An 18,243-nucleotide genomic window follows, 5' to 3' on the forward strand; every position below is an offset into this window, starting at 1 on the left:
CCATGCAAATCATGTTTGAGAGCGAAAGGACGTATTGGCAGGACAGGTTCGATAGCGAGGATCGGGTAACGGCCTTTCCTTATACAAGCGGCCGGAACAATGCTCCTGAGGGCATCCGACATGTATCGAACACGTTTGCGCCGGAGATTTCCGGCCGGATCGCCGCGATTACTGGCGGGGGAGCGCCGCTTCCCGTATTTATGGTCTTGATGGCGGGTGTCAAAGCGCTGCTCTATGCTTACACGAATGAAGAGCAACTGATTGTCGGTACGCCTCCAGTCCCGGCTCCAGGCGACAGCGCCGCTCCAGTAAATCCGCTTTTGCTGATCAAAACCCGGATCAGCCCGGATACGGCCTTCCGCAGCTTGCTGAACAGCCTGAGAAGCTCGGTATCCGAAGCCATTGAGCATCAAAATCTGCCTTACTGGAATTACACCGGACAGGTGCAAATCCCGCTGCTTGCCAGCGGGATTCCCCTGATCGCCACGTGGGTAACGCTCAATCAGCTTCACACCCGGAACCATGCCGAGAAAGTGGCTGCCGAGCTTGCGTTCCACTTTGACTGGCAGGATGGGGCGGCTTCCGTGCAGGTTTCGTATGAGGGCAGCAAGTATGAGGAGGGGTTCATCCGGCAGCTGCTTGCGCATTTGCACAAGCTCTTTTCCGTGGTGTTGTTTGAACCGGAACTGCCCCTCCTGCAAGCCGATTTTGTATCGGAGGAAGAGAAGGAGCAACTGCTTGAGCGATTCAACCCGGCTGCGGCTCCGTATCCCCGGGAGTTCACGATCCACCAGTTATTTGAAGAACAGGCCCGGCGCCTGCCTGATCAGACTTCCGTGGTGTGCGGCGGGGAATCGCTGACTTACCTGGAGCTTGCCGGGCGGTCCAGCGCTATTGCCGCGGCTTTGGAGAAAGCGGGCATACAGAAGGAAGAGCTTGTCGGCATGATCGCCGGGCGTTCCATCGACATGATTGCCGGCATCCTCGGCATTCTGAAAGCCGGGGGCGCTTATGTACCGATTGATCCGGATTATCCGGACGAGCGTATTCGTTACTTGCTGGAAGACTCGGGCGTCCGGGTGCTGCTGTCCTCTGAGGCTTCCCGCGAAAGAGCGGAGGTTTTCTCAGACGCCATCGAACAAATCTTGGATATCAACGAGGCGTCTGTAAAGGCTCCGCTGGCAGACGTTGAAGCACGTAACGCAGGCTCAGCAGCCACACATGACCCGCAGCAGCTCGCCTATATCATGTATACATCGGGGTCGACGGGAAGACCTAAGGGCGTTATGGTCGAGCACCGCAACGTCGTGCGGCTCGTGAAACAGACGAATGATGTCGAGCTGGATGAAAACACGCGTATTCTGCAAACCGGCGCGGTCGTCTTCGATGCCTCCACCTTTGAAGTTTGGGGCGCTTTGTTGAATGGGGGCACGCTTTATCTCGTCGATAAGGACGTTATCTTGAGCGCGGCGAAGCTGAAGGAAGCGATCCAAGCCTATGGAATTACGACGTTGTGGCTGACGTCCCCGTTGTTTTCTCAATTGGCCCAGCAGGACATCGGCCTGTTTAGCGGTCTGCACACGCTTGTTGTCGGCGGGGATGTTTTGTCCGTGCCCCATGTCAACCGTGTGCTTCGCGAACATCCGTCGCTGCATCTTATCAATGGATATGGACCTACGGAGAATACTACGTTTTCCACCACGCATAGGATTGTCGGGGAACAAACAGAAGCCGTGCCGATCGGCCGTCCGATTGCTCACTCCACCGCTTACGTCGTCAACGTGGCAAACAAGCTGGCTCCTATTGGCGCATGGGGGGAACTGCTCGTCGGCGGGGACGGCGTAGCACGCGGCTATTTGGACCAACCGGAGATGACGGCTGGGAAGTTTATCCCGAATCCGTTTGCCGGCGAAGGCCGCTGCTATCGTACAGGAGACTTGGCCAGATGGCGTCCTGATGGCGTGTTGGAGTATAAGGGGAGAATCGACGAGCAGGTGAAAATCCGCGGTTTCCGCATAGAACTTTCGGAAATCGAAGCCGAGCTGTTTAAGATCGGGAGCATACAGCAAGCGGTGGTGGTCGTCCGCGAAGAGGAAGGTGGCGGGAAATATTTGTGCGCCTACTACTCGGCGGAGGAAGCCATCCCGGCGAGCCGTATACGGAGCGAGCTGCTGCAGGAGCTTCCGGAATACATGATACCGGCTCATTTTGTTCAGCTGGAGTATCTTCCACTAAATCCGAACGGCAAGGTGGACCGGCGGGCACTGCCTGAACCGGATGCATCGCTAATCGGAGGCGAGGATTATGAAGCTCCGCATACCCCCATGGAAACGAAGCTCGTTGAAATCTACCAAGAAGTACTGGGGCGTGAGCGTGTAAGTGTGAAAGACAACTTCTTTGACATCGGGGGCCATTCCTTAAAGGTGCTGCAATTGACCGAAAAAATCTATGATGAGCTTCAGGTGGATATCCCCATTCGCGTCGTCTATGATTATCCTTCGGTCGAAGCGTTGGCTGCGGAACTCCTGCAGCTTGAGTTTACCAAGTACGAATATCACCGCGGCGGCAACATCATCAAGCTCAATAGCCCTGGCTTTCTCAATGTGTTCTGCTTCCCGCCAGTGCTCGGATATGGCATGATGTTTTCAGATATGGCCAGGCACCTGAACAACCACTGCACGGTGTACACGCTTGATTTCATCGATGATTACAAGGATCATGCAGACTTGTATGATTCGTACATCGAATCGATTCTGCACATACAGGAGCAAGGACCGTATGTGCTTCTCGGTTATTCGGCAGGAGGCAATCTGGTCTTTGAAGTGGCGAAAGCGATGGAAAAGAAGGGGTACGAAGTGTCTGATGTCCTGATCGTGGATTCGACAAGACGGAATTATGCTGTTGGTTTGCCTGAGAGACTCGATTATGAAACCGACTACTTATTTGCGTATGTGCCTGAGCCGTACAACCAAGTCCTAAACGCCCCCGTGACCAAAGAGAAAGTCAGGAAGAAAATTTATGCTTACCACCACTATTTAAGCGATCTGGTCAACTCAGGGGAAGTTCAAGCAAACATCCACTGCTTGGTTGCAGAAAATTCGGATATTGGGGAAGAAGAAAAATATAACCGCTCTTTTTGGAAGGATGCGACCCAAACCCGGTATACGGAATATGAGTTGAAGGGCGAGCATTTGGATCTGCTTTTCCCTGGTTTTGTAGAGGATAATGTAAAAGTCATTCAAGGCATCATGAAGGAAATCGTCGAACGGACGGAACAGCTGTAGCCATTGGGCTATCAACTAAATCAATCCTGATCGAACAGAGGGCCTTTCAGGTCTCCGAATCGATCGGGATTCTTTTTTTGGAGTGGAGAGAGGCTGGGTCTTTTTGCATGTGCAAACGTTCCATCCCGGCATGCGAACCTGTGTTATAATGATGAAGGAATAACGGTTTATGGGAGAGATGAAGCTTGGAGCAGTTGAAGGATACGAACGATATACATGATAACAATGCGACGCTGCCGCGGGTTCTGCTCGTCGACGGGATGGCTTTGCTGTTCCGCGCTTTTTATGCCACTTCCTACAGCGGATATATTATGAAGACGAGCGACGGGATGCCGACGAACGCCGTATTCGGATTCGTGAAATATTTTTGGGACGCGGTTCAGCGGTTTGGGCCGACGCACATCGTATGCTGCTGGGACATGGGGAGCAAAACGTTCCGCAGCGAGCAATTCACGGAATACAAGGCGAACCGGGTCGATTGCCCGGAAGAGCTTATTCCCCAGTTCGACCTTGTCAAAGAAGTAACGTCCAGCTTCGGTGTCGTGAACGTCGGCATCACCGGGTACGAGGCTGACGATTGCATCGGCACGCTGGCGAAGCACTATAGTCAGGACGCGGAAGTATACATACTGACGGGAGATCACGATATGCTGCAGCTCGTGGACGAGCGGGTGCGTGTCGTGATCATGAAGAAGGGCCAAGGCAACTACGCCGTCTACAGCCCGGAATCGCTGCTTGAGGAAATGCAGCTGACACCGAAGCAAATTATTGATCTCAAAGGGCTCATGGGCGATACGGCGGATAATTACCCGGGCGTGAAGGGCATCGGAGAAAAGACGGCGCTCAAGCTGCTGGTGGAGTACGAGTCCATCGAAGGAATCTTGGAAAATCTGGCGCTGCTGCCGAAGGGCGTCCGCTCCAAGATCGAGACGCAGCTCGACATGCTGCACCTCTCGCGAAGTCTCGCTACAATTTGCTGCGAAGCTCCCGTCGCTTGCGCGCTGGAAAGCTGCTTCTGGGAAATGGACAGGCAAACGGTCCTGAGCAAGTTTGAAGAGCTGGAATTCAGGGGATTAATGAAATTGATCGGATAATGAAAAGGGGCGCCTGACTTATGGAACAACAATATGTCAAACAATCGCGATGCTACAAGACTTCCCGGGTGTTCCCGACTGATGTCAACAATCACGATACGTTGTTCGGCGGCAAGCTGATGGCTGATATTGACGATATCGCTTCGATTTCGGCTTCCAAGCATTGCCGCGAAAACGTCGTAACCGCATCTACCGACTCCGTCGACTTTTTGTCGCCCGTGCGGCAAACGGAATCAGTCTGTCTCGAATCGTTCGTCACGTGGACCGGCAAAAGCTCGATGGAGGTGTTCGTCAAAGTGATCACCGAGGACCTGATTACCGGCGAGCGGAAAATCGCGGCAACGGCTTTCCTGACCTTCGTCGCGCTGGATGACGACCAGCGTCCCGTTCCAGTGCCGCAAGTCGTTCCGGAGACGGAGGAAGAGAAGCGGCTGCACGAAACGGCGAAGCACCGGGCGGAAATGCGCAGAATTCGCCGGGAGCAGAGCAAGGCATTTGCCGATTATTTGATTACGGATTTTCCATGGGAATAACCGAAGATGACAATGAAACAGACCTCCGAAGGCTGCCGATGCGGCCCGGAGGTCTGTTCTGATTTAGCTTGGAAGCGCAGGCCAGGCTTACCGGGATTCGGCGGGGAGGCCGTGTGCGTGGTGGGGAAAGGGAGCGGGGCAAAGTAAAAGACGGGCTTACTGTGAAGTAATCCCGTCTCCCGTTATCCGTTCAAATATCCGAGAAGCTGATCGGCCCGACAACCTCGCTCAGAAACGCCCGCAGCTCGTTGGCCTCTTCTTCGCTAAGCTTGTACGCATGCTCCAGATATCCTTCTTCCTCCAGATCGTCCGGTCCGATGACCGCTGTCCGTCCCGTTTGCATGTCGGTTACTAATTTTTTTCCATAAAAACGATTCGTGCTCGTAATCGCCAGATCGAACCGCCGCAGCGTTTCGCCGACGACGCATACGAAGCGGGTTCTCGTTTCTTCCGTACCGTCGTACAAAAAATCAAACTCCGTCATGACGCATCCTCCGATACTTAAATTCCTGAAGCTAACCGAATTATAACAGATTTGCCGACCGAGCCGCAAAAACGCCCCATCAGCCGGGGAAACGGGCATTTTTCCAGTCCGGTTCACATTTTCAATTCGGGGGAAACGTGATACAATCGAGTGAAGCGTTAAATCGTAAAATTCTACTTTCATAGGGATAGAAACGGAGGCTTTAAGCGAATGTCCAAGGGAAAAATGAGAAGCGACATGATCAAAAAGGGCTTTGACCGCGCTCCGCACCGCAGCTTGCTGCGTGCCGCCGGCGTCAAAGAGGAGGACTTCGACAAGCCGTTTATCGCGGTTTGCAACTCGTATATCGACATCGTTCCGGGTCACGTTCACCTGCAGGAGTTCGGGAAGATCGTGAAAGAAGCGATTCGCGAAGCGGGCGGCGTGCCGTTTGAATTTAATACGATCGGCGTAGACGACGGCATTGCCATGGGGCACATCGGCATGCGCTATTCTTTGCCGAGCCGCGAGATCATAGCCGATTCTCTCGAAACGGTCGTGTCCGCGCACTGGTTCGACGGCATGGTCTGCATCCCGAACTGCGACAAAATTACGCCGGGCATGATGATGGGCGCGCTGCGCGTCAACATTCCGACGGTCTTCGTCAGCGGCGGTCCGATGAAAGCCGGGAAAACGAGCGACGGCCGTTCGATTTCGCTGTCCTCCGTGTTCGAAGGCGTGGGTGCTTACCAAGCCGGCAAAATCGACGACAAAGGTCTGCTTGAGCTTGAGCAATACGGCTGTCCGACTTGCGGCTCCTGCTCCGGCATGTTTACGGCCAACTCGATGAACTGTCTGGCGGAAGCTCTCGGTTTGGCGCTCCCGGGCAACGGCACGATTTTGGCGGTATCCGAAGACCGCAAGGAATTCGTGAAGCGTTCCGCGAAGCAGCTCATGGAGCTGATTCAAAAGGATATCAAGCCGCGCGATATCGTGACGATAGAAGCGATCGACAATGCGTTCGCGCTGGATATGGCGATGGGCGGCTCGACCAATACCGTCCTGCATACATTGGCTTTGGCGCACGAAGCGGGCTTCGAATACCCGATCGAGCGGATCAACGAAGTGGCGAAGCGCATCCCGCACTTGGCCAAAATTGCCCCGGCCTCCGATTACCATATCGAGGACGTGCATAATGCCGGAGGCGCGAGCGCCGTTCTGAACGAATTGTTCAAAAAGCCGGGCGCGCTGCACGGCGATCGCATCACCGTAACCGGCAAAACGCTGCGCGAAAACGTAGCCGGCTGCGACATTTTGAACACGGACGTCATCCATACGCTCGACAATCCGCACTCGGAGCAAGGCGGCTTGGCGGTGTTGTTCGGCAACCTGGCGCCGAACGGCTCGATCATCAAGGTCGGCGCGGTGGACAAGTCCGTAGGCGGTTTTCACAAGGGCCCGGCGATCTGCTTCGATTCGCAGGAAGCGGCGCTGGAAGGCATCGCCAACGGCAAAGTAAAAGAAGGCCACGTCGTCGTTATCCGTTACGAAGGCCCGAAAGGCGGTCCCGGCATGCCCGAAATGCTCGCCCCGACCTCGCAGATCGTCGGGATGGGACTGGGCGCGAAGGTCGGTCTCATTACGGACGGCCGTTTCTCCGGCGCATCGCGCGGCATCAGCATCGGCCACATCTCGCCGGAAGCGGCGGAAGGCGGTCCGATCGCATTCGTCGAGGATGGCGATATCATTGAGCTTGATCTCGTCAACCGCAAAATCGAGCTGCTGGTCAGCGATGAGGAATTCGAACGCCGCCGTGCGAACTGGAAAGGCTTCGAGCCGAAGGTGAAGACGGGGTATCTGGCCCGCTATTCCAAGCTCGTAACCTCCGCCAGCACCGGCGGAGTGATGAAAATCTAAGAAGCAAACAGAGCGGCTCACCGGGAGCGATTCCGGCGGGCCGCTTTTTAGTAGGGATGTATTTGTGTTAAAATACGTCAGTGGACAAACAAATAACCTTATTTCAACAAGAAAATCCAATCCCACTCCGGCTCCCGATCTTGCACGACAGCCAGCAGCGTAAGCGCAACGCCCGCAGCCCCGTCCAGCAGTCCGGCGAAATGCTGCTTTTCGCCAGCCTCCAGCTCTTCAAAGCCGTAAGGCGCACTCGCGTCAAAGGAGTGAATAATACGATCGACAAGATGGTCGCGTAGAGGAAGCAGCTCCGCGCTTCCCGTGTCTGCGATCATCCGCTGCGTCATTTGCAGAAGACCGGCATAGCCGTGGCAAAATGTGGAATAATGCAAATTCCACAGCTCTTCGGGACGCTGGGCTGTGCCAAGAAACGATTCAATCGCCGCTTGCTTCCACGCCGGTTCCCCGAGTGCTTGCCCCGCGAGCCATAGCGTACGCGCTACGCCCGGCCCGCCGTAGCACCAAGCTTCGCGAGGCGGCGAGCTGTCTGCCGCACCCGCTGCTTGCTCTTGCCACGAGACATGAGCAGGCCAGTAAGGGCCGTATTCATCCTTGATCTTAAACCGCATCAACCACTCGGCGACGGATCGGATGGCTTCCCGCCCGCCCTCCACTTCTACGCCTTGCTGATGCGCAAGGGAGAGCAGGGCTAAGGGACCCGGAATACCATGGGAAACGCCGCAGTTGAAGTAGCCCTCGGGATATAACTCCTGATCGGAGGTTGACATCATCCGGTCGGGCGAAATATACCATCCCGGCACCTGCGTGTTTTGCACCTCCTTGTACTCGCACAGCTCAACCATATACTCAAGCACCTGCGTAAGCGCAAGGCGCATCTCGGGCTGCTCCTTAAAGTGCAGCAAATAACGGCCGATTCCGCTTAAGCCCTGTATCACGTCGTGATCGGACATGAGCGCGCCTTCTTTTATATTTCTCCGGACAACATACATGTAATCCGGGAACATGCGAAGGAAAAAGTCGTTGAGGCTCCGAATCATATTCCCGTACCGGGTGCCCTGCCGCGACAAAGCCTGGATGCCCGTAACGACTCCGGCCATACCGGTCCAGAGAGACAAGGACTCGATTCCTCGCTGTTCCAGAGCTTGCTGCATGAGAACAACATAGCGGTGGCCTGTGACGTCCCATTGTCCATCGGGCTCCAGGCGATCCAGTTCGCTGAGCAGCAGGCATAAACCCGAATACCCCCGCGCAAGGTGAAGCCCGTCCCACTTGATGTAGAACTTCCCTTGCTCGATCTGTTCCTGTTCTTGCGCGAGGGCGAATTGCTCGATGTCTCCCGGTTCCTTCAAACGCCGGGCGATCTCCATCACAATCGAGCGGACCCGCTCGATTCGTTCGGCGCCTTCAAGCGGCAGCCACTTGGCCTCGCAAGTTTCTTTCGGGTTCATTCCGATTTCTCCCTTCGGATCATGGTTTCCGTGATCAAACAGCCGAACGCGCTTTGCGCTCCTGATCGGCATCCAAATAAGCATTCGCTTGCATCATATAAAGCTCGGCATACATCCCGTTCAGCTGCATGAGCTGTTGATGATTGCCCTGCTCGACAACGGAGCCTTGATCCATCATGAGAATATGGTCGGCGTACCGGATGGCGGAGTAACGGTGGGAAATGAAGATGCCTAACCGGTCGCGGACCAGCTCCCGAAACGCTTGAAACACCTGTAATTCAGTTTCCGGATCAAGCATGGAGCTGGGTTCGTCCAGCACATAGAGCTCAGCTTCGCGCATGAAGGCTCTGGCGATGGCAACCCGCTGCCACTGTCCTCCGGAGAGCTGGTGCCCTTCATCAAACAGGCGTCCGAGCTGTGTGGCAAGACCTTCAGGCATGGATTGGATCAAGCTGGCGATGCCCGCCCGATCCGCCGCCTTCCACAATTCGGCGTCCTCCTCCATTTTGGCTACGTTGCCAAAACCGATATTTTGCTTGACCTGCATCTCGTAATGGACAAAATCCTGGAAAACGACGCCGACTTTGCGGCGAAAGACTTCGCAGTCCATATCGCGGATCGAGACGCCGTTGATGAGAATGTCTCCTTCGAAGGAATCGTACAGCTGCGTCAGCAGCTTCATCAGAGTTGACTTCCCGGACCCGTTGCGTCCTACAATAGCGAGCGTTTCTCCGCGCCGCAGGGTAAAGCTGACATTCCGCAGAGCGGGATAACTGTTGCCGGGATAACGGAAAGACACATTGCGGAATTCCACCGATTGGATGGCGGGCGCATTCGCCGGACGAGAAGCCTCCGAAGCGTCGATTTTTCTGGCGGAAGGATCGGAGGACTGCAAATCCAGGAAAGTGAATAGCTGCTGTAAAAATAAATTGTGCTGGCATAAGGAAAGGATGCCTTGCGTTAAATTTTGCGATGAAACCAAAGTCAACGTAATGGCTTGGGTATAACTGACGACCTGGCCGATCGAAATTTCGCGTTTAAAGGCAGACCATAAGACCATAAGAAACATCGAGGCGTTAACCCCTTCCTGGGCTGCTTGAAAAATGGCTCCCGCGCCGAGCCGCTTCTTGATCATGCGTTTGTCTTCCGCCAAAAACTGGAGGAGCAGCTCGTTATATTTGCCGAGTAAATAGCCGCCTAATTGAAACACTTTGATCTCCTTAAAGGAGATATCCCTTGTCAGCAGCACGGACAAATACCACGTAGTCCGCATTTTCGGCGCCCGGTTCCATTGAATCATAAACTCTTGCTGCCCGATCTTCAGAAACGAATAGAAGGAGGTCAACGGAAAAAAGATCAGAAGAAATGCCGCCCACCATTTCCACGAAATGAGCACAGCTGCGATAGAGAATAATGTGATGGTTGCGCTAATAATGGACAAAATCTGCTGCAGAATTTGATAGGGCCGATGACCTGCCTCGTTCTGGGCGCGTTTCAGAGCGTCCTGCACCTGAGAGTTCTCAAAATCGCTAAGCGAAAGAGAAATCGACTTCTCCATAATGAGAATGGTGATCCGATTGCTAAGCAGCGTTTCAAATATTTTGCTGACGTAATTTTGAACCAGCGACAGCGCTTCATTCAGTGCGGTAAACGCAAAGAGCCAAATAAAAGGCCAAAGCACGGTCTGAAAACCCGTATCCCAGGAGGCGCCTATGCTGTCGATCAAGGTTGTGAGCAGCAGCAGCGAGATGACCGGCGAGACGCCGCGCAGGATGTTAAAAAATAAAATGAATAAGAAATACGGTTTGTGTATTTGCCACAGCAGTCGAAACACGCGGGGCCAATAGCGAAAGGATTGCACAATATTTGTTAGATTCATGGATAGGGATGCTTCTTCCGCAGCCGAGCTCATGACTGATTCCTCCTAACATGCTGCAAGCTGTACAACGTATGTCTGGCTAGTGTCAACACCTTCTGCTCTTCTTCCCGTTGGATGCCGAACAACCGGTTCAAATGCATATGGATCACGCTTTGCATCAGATCTGCCGGAGTATTGGTCAAAGTTCCTTCCGCTTGGCAGGCCCTGATTCCTTCCGTGTATCGGGCTATTGCCTCGCCGCGTGCTTGGAGCATCGGCAGGATGGCCGCTCCCTCAGGAAGCTGGCGAAGCTGGGCAAAGTCTTCTCTGGCATCCCCGAATTTTATAAGGAAAGGTCGATGCTGACGGAACAGCTCCAAATGATCCTTATGCTGTACTATCGTGTTAAGCCACTCGAATTGCTCGAAGAAGGACAGCCCGAATCGTTCCATGATATCAATGACGCTGATGACCGCCAGCAAGTGCGGATTCAGGCTGATGTGTCCCGATTGTCTGGCGTGAATCCATTCGGCGACAACCCGGCTGTCGAGACAGAACAGCCGCTCCGCCGCCCCGATCAACGTCCGTCCCCCGTACCGCTCGATTTCCGGATCGTAAGTATCGATCACCAAGCGGGTCAATAGTCCGTCTTCCACGCACTGCTGTGTAAAACGATAAAGCTGCGGCAGCAGCGCGGTGTGAAGCTGCTCGGGATGACCGCAGAAACGCCAGCGAAGATGCGAATCGGGATCGGCATAGCGCATAAAGAAGCTGCCGGCCGCCCACCCTTGCTCCTCCGCCTGGCGGCAAAACTCCCGCAGAGGCCCCCCGATAAATGCGTCGGCGCGCTGATCCGCACCGTACCATTTCAGATACAGCCACTCGCTGCCCGGCATTTTCAATCTCTCGACGAGGCGGATGGGGGAAGAGGTAAGAGCTCCGCCGAGATCCGGCTGCGAGGAAGCTTGCGGCCGGTCCCGTTTAACGAGAGGAAAGACAAACTCGGTCACGTAGTGCCCGGCTGCGCTCTCGGGAAGCTGCTCCAACGCAAAGCCGGTTTCGGTTAAGACGATCTGCCCCCCGGGCTGCAGCTTCGAATAATCCCGATACAATTCGTCCCGATGAAGCGGGTGGTCGAGATCCAGCAGCAGGCGGTTATCCGCTTGGGTCAAGTAAACAAATCGCGGCAAATTCCATTGCTTCCGGTACGCTTCAAAAGCTTGCCGCCATTGCGTTTCCGTCATGTTCCCGCGAAATGGCGGCAGGTCCCCGTTAAACTTCCAGCAGGCCGCCGCAATGATCGTTTTGCTGTACCTTAACCGCGGCAAAAAAGGAAGAGTTCTTAATTCGCCCCATTCAAAAAATTCAATGTTGCGCTGGTTTTCCAGCGATAGCTCGCGCAAAAACCGGTAGACGTTAGGCGAGTTCGACGTACTCAGCATGTGGTTTGCTACCGGAATGACCCTTCGGTTTTTTGCCAGAGACCGCAAATAAAGACCGCTCGAAGACATGCCGACGACAAGATCGGAGAGCGGGATCGTATGCTCCGGATCTGTGGCTGAGTTGGTTCCGATATTGATTTCGTATTCGCGAATGTTTGTGCTCAAAGCAACATTGGCTGCCCGGCCGTCTCCGGGAAAATAAACGAGTTCGGCGAGAATCGCTTCGGGATGAAGCTTTTGCTCCAATTGATCAATTTGCTTGAGCTTGTCTACAAAGGAGGAATCGAACAAATCGACAAACCGGCCGACGGCTTTGCCCGCGCCGTAGCTGCCCGTCGTTCCTCCGGCAATCAGGTGAAAGTCGCCCTCCTCTACCGCCTGACCGGATCGGGCGGCAAGACCGAAATACAATTCCAACGATCGGGGCGCGTGCTTTTCCTCCATCGGTACAGGTTCAAGCTGCATCACCATGTCGTCGGTCAGCTCCAATTCTTGCCGCCCTTGCTGGAGGCATGTCATGACCCATTGGGTCAGCAGCCACTTTTTCCTTTGCTGGGCGAAGGAAGGGAAGCTGTCTTCCTTGCGTCTGCTCCGGGGAAATTCATATCCGGCCGGAGGGCCAAGCCCGATGTCTGCGTCCAGCAGCTCCAGCAAGGGGACCTCGCGGTAAGTCCCGTACTTCTCCATGAAATCCGCGCGGTAGCTTTCCAACTGCGAGATTCCCAAGCGTTCCCCGGAGATTCGCCATAGCGCTTCGGCGACACGTTCGACCTCTTGCGCAACGGATTTGGGCAGGGTCAATGCCTCCATCGAGAGGGCCAGATCCACTTGCACGAGATTATCCGCTTCGGCAACGGATTTCATATGCTCTGTGAGCATGTGATATAAGGGCTCGCCTTGTCCGATTTCCGTACGGTTATAGCTCGCGATGAGGGCTGCGGCTGTTTCCAGCTTCGCCCTCTCGTCCTCCACGCCTGTGACATCGGCTAAACGCCGGAGTACATAATCGAGAGGCGAGGCGGTCATGAGGGGCGGGCGCAGGTCTGAGATGATGATTTCCTGCTGAACCAGCTGCCACAGAAATTGGTTTATTTGCTCGAGTGACGTATCGGAAAATTGGCTGTGCAGCTTCAGCGCCAATTCGCAAAAGGGAATGGGCTGACGGGTAAGTTCCATCACCTGCTTCACAGCCGGAGTAAGGCGAACAGAGGAGCTCTCCATAGCGCTTGCAGCATTGCTTTTCGTCTTGACGCCATACTTGGTCAGGTAAGGCAGGTAAAGGCGGGAGCCCGCGGGATAAGCCAAAGCATTGAGACTGACCTTTAATTGCTTGACGATGTCGAACCGGCTTTCCAAGTCGGACAGCACTTTCAGCAGCCACTCCATATCGGGGCGGGCTCGCTTGGTGTGGGCTGCTACGGGCTGAAGCCCGAACGCATACCGCTCCCCAAAGTTTCCGTATGTTACTCCAGAAAATAAACCAAAAGGCGTCGGACGCGAGGTCATGCGCAGCATATAGCGCAGAAAGCCTTTGACGGCCTGATCTTGTTTGCGCGGATGTTCCTGATTGGTTAAATTGGGCAAAGCTTGAAGCAGCGGCAAGCTGGATATGGCAATGGCCTCCCGGATGACAGGCAATTCGGCGTAGGCGGCCAATTTCTCGAACCAAAGCTTGCGGCTAAGCGCCTCATCTTCATTTACATCGATAGAAAGGCTCTGGAGTAGTTCCACGGGCAATAAAGGCATCCTCAAAATAAAAAAATCAAGCGCCTGAAAAACGCTTGGATGAGCATGAGCTGGCGTCGGTTGAGGGGGGGCCATTTGAACTGACATGTCGTCTCACCTTCCGTTATCGAGTTGTAAGAGATACTTCGGAAGAACGCGAACGTTCCTCCGAAGTATTTTCCAGCAGCCGGGCGAAAGCTGATTTAATTCATGGTTTGCAACCCTTTTGCTGGGAGTAGCCGCAATTATCTCTGCCGGTATGGCAATCGTGAGAATAGCATTTATCCACTGTATAACATTTGGAAGTAAAGCATCGATCAGTAGCAGTATAGCAATCTACCGTGTAAAAGCAGCGCACCGTGAGCGAAGCATTCGAGTTTCCCAGATTAACCGAGTTCACTTGAACGTCCAGATCGAAATAGTTGTTTGCCATAAATATGTTCTCCTTTCGTGCAGAGGACTTGCCTCCGAATCGTTTGCGGCAGCTGGCGAAAGCTGAATGAACTCATACGATTAGCAGCTGAGGCCGTGGGTGTAGCCGCACTGTTGTCTGCCGGTAATGCATTTGGAGGTAATGCAAGAAGCCGTAATGCATTTGGAAGTGATACATTGAGAAGTAATGCAAGATGACGTGACACCAAGGCTTGAATTGAGCGAACTAACTGCTCTCACTTCAACATCCAGATCGAAATGGTTGTTTGCCATAAACATGTTCTCCCTTCATGCGGAGGACTTGCCTCCGAATCGTTTGCGGCTGCTGACGAAAGCTTTCATGTTATTTTCTGCAATTCGGTTGACGAGTGTAGCCGCACTGATGTCTGCCGGTGAAGCAATCGGAGGAGAAGCAAGTATCCGAAAAGCATTTGGAAGAGAAACATTGAGAAGAAAAGCATTCTGCCGTGAAACCAAAGCTCGAGTTTGCCGGATTAACCGCTTTCACTTCAACATCCAGATCGAAATGGTTGTTTGCCATAAATATTTTCTCCCTTCGTGCGGAGGACTTGCCTCCGAATCGTTTGCGGCAGCTGGCGAAAGCCGAATGAAATCAACCGATTAGCAGCTGGCGCCGTGGGTGTAGCCGCACTGTTGTCTGCCGGTATAGCAAGCGGAAGAATAGCATTTGTCCGAATAACATTTGGAAGAATAGCATTGGGAAGAATAGCAAGTTTGCGTGTAAGCAAAGCTCGAGTTTGCCGGATTAACCGATTTCACTTGAACGTCCAGATCGAAATTGTTGTTTGTCATTCGTATCATCTCCTTTCGATTTTATAAGAATCTTCTGAAAATTTTGAAGATGCTTTCGCCACGCCTCCCGCATAAGAATGTGAATATGGTTGTAGAAAAATAAGTATTCAAAACCATATTCGACTATAATATACCTGACGATATAATAATAGTCAATATATTACAAATATTTTTATAAAAATTGGAATAGTAGAAATAGAATACCTGTCGAAAGCACTAATCTCATTCAACGCGCAAAAGTGTTGAAACATCAAAGAAGACGCGCGTTAAAAGGGATGTTTGCGCGAATCATAGAGGTATATTAGGATGTATACTGTTACAAACAGGAATCATATCTTGTTTTATCCAAATGATAAAGGAGTGTTACACATAAGATGAATGCATAGCTTTATCCGAAATACAGCGTCGTGTCATGCTATTTTGAAAACGTTTACTTTTGTGTAGAGAGTAGAGAATCGTTTCAGGAGGAACTAGAGATGAACAATGCAGCGTTATTGTCCGAGATCAAATCGTCGGCGTTCGCGCGTACGACCGACTTGTTCGAGAAAATGCAGGAGCATGAGCAGGTGCTGTTTTGCAACGACCCCGCTACGGGCTTGAAAGCGATTATCGCCATTCACGATACGACGCTCGGTCCGGCTTTGGGGGGAACACGGATGAGGCCTTATGCCACCGTCGAGGAAGCGCTGGAGGACGTTCTGCGTTTATCGAAAGCGATGACCTATAAATGCGCGGCGGCCGATGTGGACTTCGGCGGGGGGAAGGCAGTCATCATCGGAGACCCGGCCAAGGATAAAACCCCGGAATTGTTCCGGGCCTACGGACAATTTATCGATTCGTTGAACGGGAGATTTTACACCGGGACGGATATGGGCACGGTGCTGGACGATTTCGTCCATGCGTGCAAGGAAACGTATTGCATTGCCGGGCTGCCCGAGGAATACGGCGGCGGGGGAGAAACGTCGATTCCGACGGCTCTGGGCGTTCTGTACAGCATGAAAGCCGTTGCCCGAACGTTATGGGGGCATGAGGATTTGCGCGGCAAGCGGTTTGCGATTCAAGGCTTGGGGAAGGTCGGCTTCAAAGTCGCCGAGCATTTGTTGCAGGAAGGCGCCGATCTCTATGTGACCGATGTGGAACAAACCGCGATAGACCAAGTGGTGGAAAGAGCCGGTAAGCTCGGGAGAACCGCGACCGCCGTGAAGGGAGAGGAAATATACGGCGTAGAGGCCGATTTCTTCGTACCGTGCGCCGTCGGCGGCATCATTAACGATCACACGATCGGGCAGCTCAAGGTTCAAGCGATCGCAGGCGCGGCGAACAATCAGCTTCTTCATGAGAGCCACGCCCTCGACTTAAAGCGACAAGGCATCCTTTACGCACCCGATTACGTGGTCAACAGCGGCGGCATCATGCAAGTATCGGATGAGCTGTACGGACCGAACAAAGACAGAGTATTGGCCAAAACGAAAGCGATCTATCATTCGCTGCTTCGCGTGTTCTCGGAAGCCGAGGAAAAAAAGTTCACAACGGTCGAGGCGGCGAATCTGTTCTGTGAGCAGCGAATTCAATCCAGAAAAGGAAGGAACAGCTTCTTTTCCCCGAGAAAGCGCGCCAAATGGCAAATCCGCCACTAGCCGCCAAGGGTAGAAAGCGAGGAAACGATTTCGATTTTCCGGGAGGCTTGTTCTGATGGCTACCGTCAAGCTGTGCAGCTCGAATGAGCTGACCAAATCGGAAGCTTTGAAACAAATCGTGCGCGACGGATCTGTTGAACTTCTGGTGAAGGACTGTTTGGGCAATTGCGGGCAATGCTACTTGGAGCGCTTCGTGAAAGTGGACCAGCGAATCATCGTTTTGAACGAGGAAGAAGAGCTGCTGGACCAGCTTCGGAAAGCCGCCGCCGCCCCCGCCCCCACAGCCGACTAACTTCATTTAACGTACTAAAGCGATTTCGCGTCGACACGCGCATACAGCATTGAACGTTTTTGAAGAGTTCACAGGTTTGCCATATAATAGCATCAACGTCAAGGAATATTATTCTAGGAGGTTATAAAAATGGAAAAAGATACTACCTTAGTTAGCGAGCTTCAGCAAGATTTTTTCCCGATTGAGGATTTCGATTATATGGAATTTTACGTTGGCAACGCCAAGCAAGCCGCCTATTACATGAGCCGGGCCTACGGGTTCAAGGTTATCGCCTTCGCCGGGCTGGAAACCGGTCAACGCGATCGGGTATCCTACGTGCTGGAGCAGCGGAGAATCCGCTTCGTGGTGACCGGCTCGCTTCAGGAGGACCACCCGGTCACGGAATTTATCAAGAAGCATGGCGAAGGAGCGAAGGACGTCGCGTTTCGGGTGGACGACGTTGAAAAGGCTTACGCGGAGGCGATTGCCAGAGGCGGCATTCCCGTGATGGCGCCGCAGGTGCTGACGGACGAACACGGCACCTACAAAAAAGCCATCATCGGCACCTACGGCGATACGGTGCATACCCTCGTGGATCGAAAGAACTATAAGGGCTTGTTCGCGCCGGGGTATCAGCCCGTCAGCTTCTCGTTTCCGTATCAGGATGCGGGCCTGATCGGGATTGACCATGTTGTCGGAAACGTCGAGCGAATGGAAGAATGGGTGTCCTATTACGAGAAGGTCATGGGCTTCAAGGAAATGATCCATTACGATGATGAAGATATAAGCACGGAATATTCGGCTTTGATGTCCAAAGTCATTTGCAACGGCGGCCGTATCAAAATGCCGATCAACGAGCCGGCCACCGGCAAGCGCAAGTCGCAAATCGAAGAATATCTGGAGTTCTACAACGGCCCCGGCGTACAGCACGCGGCTTTATTGACCAATGATATTATTACGACCGTGAAGGTGCTGAAGGAAAACGGCGTGGAATTCCTGGATACGCCGGATACGTATTACGAAGAGCTGGCGGACCGAGTCGGCAAGATCGACGAAGATATCGAAAAGCTGAAGCAATACCGCATTCTTGTCGACCGTGACGAGGAAGGGTATTTACTGCAAATCTTTACGAAGCCGCTCGTCGACCGGCCGACCCTCTTCTTCGAAATCATTCAGCGCAAAGGGGCGACCACGTTTGGCGAAGGCAACTTCAAAGCGCTGTTCGAATCGATCGAAAGAGAACAGGCGCTTCGCGGGAACTTGTAATTTCTCGACAAATTTACAGGCCAAGAAGGAAAGGCGGGCAATCGT

Annotated in this window: 15 protein-coding genes; 8 read left to right on the forward strand and 7 right to left on the reverse strand. The window is 53.3% G+C overall.

Translation table 11 applies throughout. The features are described 5' to 3' along the window. Window positions 1-2: 2 nt before the first annotated feature. From NLX71_RS10435 to NLX71_RS10445, 3 genes are all read left to right on the forward strand, one after another. Window positions 3-3,284 carry an amino acid adenylation domain-containing protein gene (locus tag NLX71_RS10435; protein ID WP_254363557.1) on the forward strand — a complete coding sequence of 1,094 codons (3,282 nt, stop codon included), beginning with the start codon at window positions 3-5 and terminating at the stop codon, window positions 3,282-3,284. A 185-nt stretch (window positions 3,285-3,469) separates the two neighbouring features. Next, complete coding sequence (locus NLX71_RS10440) at window positions 3,470-4,378, forward strand: 5'-3' exonuclease (RefSeq protein ID WP_302058170.1); 909 nt, start codon at window positions 3,470-3,472, stop codon at window positions 4,376-4,378. Between the two features lie 20 nt (window positions 4,379-4,398). Beyond that, window positions 4,399-4,911 (forward strand): acyl-CoA thioesterase, encoded by a 513-nt coding sequence (locus NLX71_RS10445; RefSeq protein WP_254363558.1) that lies wholly within the window; start codon window positions 4,399-4,401, stop codon window positions 4,909-4,911. 190 nt (window positions 4,912-5,101) lie between these two features. Here NLX71_RS10445 and NLX71_RS10450 read toward each other — a convergent pair whose 3' ends face one another. Further along, window positions 5,102-5,395, reverse strand: coding sequence for a DUF3055 domain-containing protein (locus NLX71_RS10450; protein WP_254363559.1), 294 nt, complete (start codon window positions 5,393-5,395; stop codon window positions 5,102-5,104). A 210-nt stretch (window positions 5,396-5,605) separates the two neighbouring features. On the opposite strand from NLX71_RS10450, the gene ilvD reads away from it, so the two are divergent. After that, a complete protein-coding gene (gene ilvD, locus NLX71_RS10455) occupies window positions 5,606-7,291 on the forward strand; it encodes a dihydroxy-acid dehydratase (protein WP_254363560.1) in 1,686 nt (561 codons plus the stop codon). Window positions 7,292-7,389: 98 nt separating this feature from the next. On the opposite strand, the gene NLX71_RS10460 is transcribed toward ilvD, so the two are convergent. From NLX71_RS10460 to NLX71_RS27025, 5 genes are all read right to left on the reverse strand, one after another. Continuing rightward, complete coding sequence (locus NLX71_RS10460) at window positions 7,390-8,754, reverse strand: lanthionine synthetase C family protein (protein ID WP_254363561.1); 1,365 nt, start codon at window positions 8,752-8,754, stop codon at window positions 7,390-7,392. A gap of 34 nt (window positions 8,755-8,788) precedes the next feature. After that, window positions 8,789-10,666: an ABC transporter ATP-binding protein gene (locus NLX71_RS10465; protein ID WP_254363562.1), complete on the reverse strand. Its 1,878-nt coding sequence runs from the start codon at window positions 10,664-10,666 to the stop codon at window positions 8,789-8,791. After that, the gene (locus tag NLX71_RS10470) at window positions 10,663-13,785 is read right to left on the reverse strand and encodes a lantibiotic dehydratase (protein ID WP_254363563.1); all 3,123 of its coding nucleotides are present in this window, start codon (window positions 13,783-13,785) and stop codon (window positions 10,663-10,665) included. Before NLX71_RS10470 ends, NLX71_RS10465 begins: the two co-directional genes overlap by 4 nt. 202 nt (window positions 13,786-13,987) lie before the next feature. Beyond that, the gene (locus NLX71_RS27020) at window positions 13,988-14,212 is read right to left on the reverse strand and encodes an elgicin/penisin family lantibiotic (protein ID WP_375377905.1); all 225 of its coding nucleotides are present in this window, start codon (window positions 14,210-14,212) and stop codon (window positions 13,988-13,990) included. Between the two features lie 80 nt (window positions 14,213-14,292). Then, window positions 14,293-14,490: an elgicin/penisin family lantibiotic gene (locus tag NLX71_RS27025; RefSeq protein ID WP_375377906.1), complete on the reverse strand. Its 198-nt coding sequence runs from the start codon at window positions 14,488-14,490 to the stop codon at window positions 14,293-14,295. Here NLX71_RS27025 and NLX71_RS27295 point away from each other — a divergent pair. Further along, window positions 14,399-14,836: a hypothetical protein gene (locus tag NLX71_RS27295; RefSeq protein ID WP_254363564.1), complete on the forward strand. Its 438-nt coding sequence runs from the start codon at window positions 14,399-14,401 to the stop codon at window positions 14,834-14,836. The two genes, NLX71_RS27025 and NLX71_RS27295, sit on opposite strands and share 92 nt — an antisense overlap. On the opposite strand, the gene NLX71_RS10480 is transcribed toward NLX71_RS27295, so the two are convergent. Next, a complete protein-coding gene (locus NLX71_RS10480; RefSeq protein ID WP_254363565.1) occupies window positions 14,833-15,024 on the reverse strand; it encodes an elgicin/penisin family lantibiotic in 192 nt (63 codons plus the stop codon). The two genes, NLX71_RS27295 and NLX71_RS10480, sit on opposite strands and share 4 nt — an antisense overlap. Before the next feature lie 476 nt (window positions 15,025-15,500). Between NLX71_RS10480 and NLX71_RS10485 the strand changes: the two genes are divergently transcribed. The 3 genes from NLX71_RS10485 (at window position 15,501) to hppD (ending at window position 18,198) form a co-directional block, all read left to right on the forward strand. Beyond that, a complete protein-coding gene (locus tag NLX71_RS10485) occupies window positions 15,501-16,661 on the forward strand; it encodes a Glu/Leu/Phe/Val dehydrogenase dimerization domain-containing protein (protein ID WP_254363566.1) in 1,161 nt (386 codons plus the stop codon). Window positions 16,662-16,716: 55 nt separating this feature from the next. Beyond that, window positions 16,717-16,953, forward strand: coding sequence for a DUF1450 domain-containing protein (locus NLX71_RS10490; protein WP_254363567.1), 237 nt, complete (start codon window positions 16,717-16,719; stop codon window positions 16,951-16,953). 129 nt (window positions 16,954-17,082) lie between these two features. Further along, window positions 17,083-18,198, forward strand: a complete 1,116-nt coding sequence (gene hppD / locus NLX71_RS10495; protein WP_254363568.1) for a 4-hydroxyphenylpyruvate dioxygenase — start codon at window positions 17,083-17,085, stop codon at window positions 18,196-18,198. Window positions 18,199-18,243: the final 45 nt, after the last annotated feature.

Source organism: Paenibacillus sp. MZ04-78.2 (genome assembly GCF_024213375.1).
Lineage (GTDB): Bacteria > Bacillota > Bacilli > Paenibacillales > NBRC-103111 > Paenibacillus_G.